Origin of the sequence: Dietzia sp. B19 (assembly GCF_014145155.1) — a bacterium.
Classification (GTDB): Bacteria; Actinomycetota; Actinomycetes; order Mycobacteriales; family Mycobacteriaceae; genus Dietzia; species Dietzia natronolimnaea.
In genome coordinates this window covers 1-2,915 of record NZ_JAALED010000415.1, presented here as the reverse complement: position 1 = coordinate 2,915, position 2,915 = coordinate 1, and the positions used below count along the sequence as shown (strand labels likewise).

4 protein-coding genes and 1 pseudogene are annotated in these 2,915 nt (G+C 71.3%); 4 read left to right on the top strand and 1 reads right to left on the bottom strand.

Going from position 1 to position 2,915, the window contains the following annotated elements; genetic code table 11:
* On the top strand, positions 1-195 hold a 195-nt coding region (locus tag G6020_RS16760; protein ID WP_206682229.1), incomplete at its 5' end, for a hypothetical protein.
* 68 nt (positions 196-263) lie between these two features.
* Here G6020_RS16760 and G6020_RS11980 read toward each other — a convergent pair.
* Positions 264-983 carry a hypothetical protein gene (locus G6020_RS11980; RefSeq protein ID WP_182610788.1) on the bottom strand — a complete coding sequence of 240 codons (720 nt, stop codon included), beginning with the start codon at positions 981-983 and terminating at the stop codon, positions 264-266.
* Positions 984-1,142: 159 nt separating this feature from the next.
* Between G6020_RS11980 and G6020_RS11975 the strand changes: the two genes are divergently transcribed.
* From G6020_RS11975 to G6020_RS11965, 3 genes and pseudogenes are all read left to right on the top strand, one after another.
* Positions 1,143-1,694, top strand: coding sequence for a hypothetical protein (locus tag G6020_RS11975; RefSeq protein ID WP_182610787.1), 552 nt, complete (start codon positions 1,143-1,145; stop codon positions 1,692-1,694).
* Between the two features lie 167 nt (positions 1,695-1,861).
* Complete coding sequence (gene pyrE / locus G6020_RS11970; protein WP_182610786.1) at positions 1,862-2,419, top strand: orotate phosphoribosyltransferase; 558 nt, start codon at positions 1,862-1,864, stop codon at positions 2,417-2,419.
* Between the two features lies 1 nt (position 2,420).
* Positions 2,421-2,915 (top strand): annotated as a pseudogene (locus G6020_RS11965) (hypothetical protein); the annotation flags it as partial.

The window sequence follows — 2,915 nt, the reverse complement described above, 5'->3', positions numbered from 1 at the left end:
CCCGAGGTGACACCCGCGCCCCCACGGGCCGGACGCGGCAAACATCGCCGTGCGGAGCCGGACGAGGAGGCGTCGGACGCGGAGCCGTCGGCTGCGGCCTCGACCGGCACGGGCTCCGGTCGTGAGCGCCCGGGCGTGGAACCGGACGTCGAGCAGACCACCCGCCTCCAGCTGCCGCCGGATATCCGGGACTGACCTTCCGCAACGAGAGGACCCGCCCGCGCCGGATGCGCGGACGGGTCCTCTCGCTGATGTGGGGTGTGTCAGCTGGCGGAGCTCAGGAGACCGGTGACGATCGGGCTCGACAGCGGGGCGACGTCGTATCCGGCCGAGTCGGACAGGCTCGAGGTGAGCGAGCCGCCGATGGCGCCGTCGATCGGGTTGACCACGGAACCGGGATCCAGCGAACCGGTACCGCCCCCGCCGCCGGCACCGGGGTTGGTCCCGGTGACGATGACGGGCGACGAGGTCGCGGTCGCGCCGACCCACGTGTCGCCGAGCGCGTCGGTGTTGTTCACCACGGCCGTGTAGCGGTACACCTGGGTGTCGGCCGTACGCGGAATGTCGTCCGGGAAGGAGACAGTGGTGCCGGACGCCGGCATGGCGACCTCCCCGACCTCGACACCGTCACGGAGGATCGAGACCATCGTTCCCTCGGGGAAGTTGTTCGCGGGCCGAACGAACGAGGTGACCACGTTGACCGCGAGCGAATCCTCGTCGAGGGTGCCGGGCTGGGCCTGGACGTTCAGGTTGGTGTTCCACTCGAACGGAACCCACGGGGCGTTGGTGATCGTGGTGGTGGTGAGCGCGGCGGCATTGGCGCTCACAGCGCACTCGACCTGGGCGCCGGTGGTGCCGGTGCCGCCCGCAGTGGTCCCTCGGGTGTACTGGAACTGCGTCGACGCCGCATCCGTGGCGGCGGTGGCCCCCGCCCCGGCAAGGCCGAAGACGATCTGCTGACTCGGCGTGTTCGGCGCACGCATGCTGAAGGTGACCTCGGGCAGCTGGAACGACTGGTTGTTGTTCTTCTGCAGGCCCGAGTTGATGGTGTTGCCCGTCCCGTCTTCTGCGAGGCACCGAACCAGGACACGGTCGCGGGTGCGCGGCCCGGCGGTACGGTCTCGACGGCGCCCGTCGTGGAGATGTCGGCGCTGTACTACTCGCGCTACCAGAACGTCAGGGCCGAGATGGTCAGCATCACGGCGTCGGGGTCGACGATCACCATGCCGCTGTGGCCGCTCACCCAGTTCTTCCCGCAGGGCAGCCTCGGGGACATGGCGAGCGAAGCCGTCCAGCTGCGCTCGCAGATCACCGAGCAGAACACCAGGGCCAAGGTCGAGGGGCTGTACGGCACGACCGGTTCGTTCGCGGTGACCAACGGGCAGACCGTCACCCGGACGATCGCACTCGGGCCGCCGGCCACCCAGCCCCGTGGTTCGGATCTGGTCGGTTACTTCACGATGTGCGCGCAGGGCACCAACTCCGCCGCCGCGCAGGGCACCGGCCAGCTCTACGCGTGGTCTGCCTTCGAGGAGGGGTGGCCCCCGCCGGTCGTCATCCCCGAGGACAGCGGCAGCCTCGCGACCGGGTCTCTCGGCTCGCTGGGCAGCAGTGGTACGGACCCCGTCGATCCGGAGCCACCGGTCGAGGAGGAGCCGCCGGCTGAGGACAACGGGGACCCCCTGGACCCCTGATCGTCACTGGCTTGAGCGTGGCCTCGAGCTGAAGGAGGACGGGCCGGTCGCGTCACGCGACCGGCCCGTCCTCCTTCTGTCGTGTTCTGTCGTGGCGCGCGTCTAGAGTCGACCCCGGTACAGATACCGTCGCCGCAGCCACCGTCGCGGCCGATCAGAGGAGCCCGATGTCCGTCCCCGCCACCGTCGACTCGACCGCCAGAGCGCGCCTGGCCGAGCTGGTCGCCGAGCTCGCCGTCGTCCACGGCCGAGTCACCCTCTCCTCGGGCCGCGAGGCCGACTACTACGTGGACCTGCGCCGCGCGACCCTGCACCACGAGGCGTCGCCGCTCATCGGCCGTCTGCTGCGTGAACTGACCGACGACTGGGACTTCGAGGCGGTCGGCGGACTGACCCTCGGCGCCGACCCGGTCGCCACGGCGATCATGCACGCGCCGGGTCGGCCGATCGACGCGTTCGTCGTCCGCAAAGAGGCCAAGAAGCACGGGATGCAGCGCCGGATCGAGGGGCCGGACATCGTGGGGAAGCGGGTCCTCGTCGTCGAGGACACCACGACCACCGGCAACTCCCCGCTCACCGCGGTGGCCGCCCTGCGCGAGGCCGGCGCCGAGGTGGTGGGCGTGGCGACCGTCGTCGACCGTGCCACCGGCGCCGATGACGTGATCCGGGCCGAGGGCGTGGAGTACCGCGCCCTGCTCGGTCTGACCGACCTGGGACTGGAGTGACATGACCGCCGAGTGGACGACGACGAGACGCACGACGACCGAGGGGACGGCGTCCGATAGGACGACGGCGAGGGCTTTCCCCACCGTCCTGGCGCAGGCGCTGCGGCAGCGGGTGCTCTCGCTCATGGACACCTCCCGCCCGGAGGGGCCCGCGTTCCTCGCTGCGGCCGCGGGCACGGAGGTGGCCAAGGCGACCGGATTCGGCCCGCTGGAGAAGCTCTGCAAGCCGCTCATCGTCCCGGCGGCGCTGACCATCGCTCTGCGTGAGGGCGCCCGGGGAGGCGCGGGGGCGGGTAGTGGTGGCCTCGGCCCGGTCGACACCGCACTGCTCTCCGTCACCGGTGCGGCGTACACCACGGGCGACGTGATCCTCATGCTCGGCGGTGGACATGCGAGCCGGTCGAAGGCGCGCCTGGTCTCGGGCGCGGCGGCGTTCGGGGTGGGGCATCTCGCGCTCGGCGGGCTGATGCTCCGGTCGGGCCTGAGGTTCAAGCCG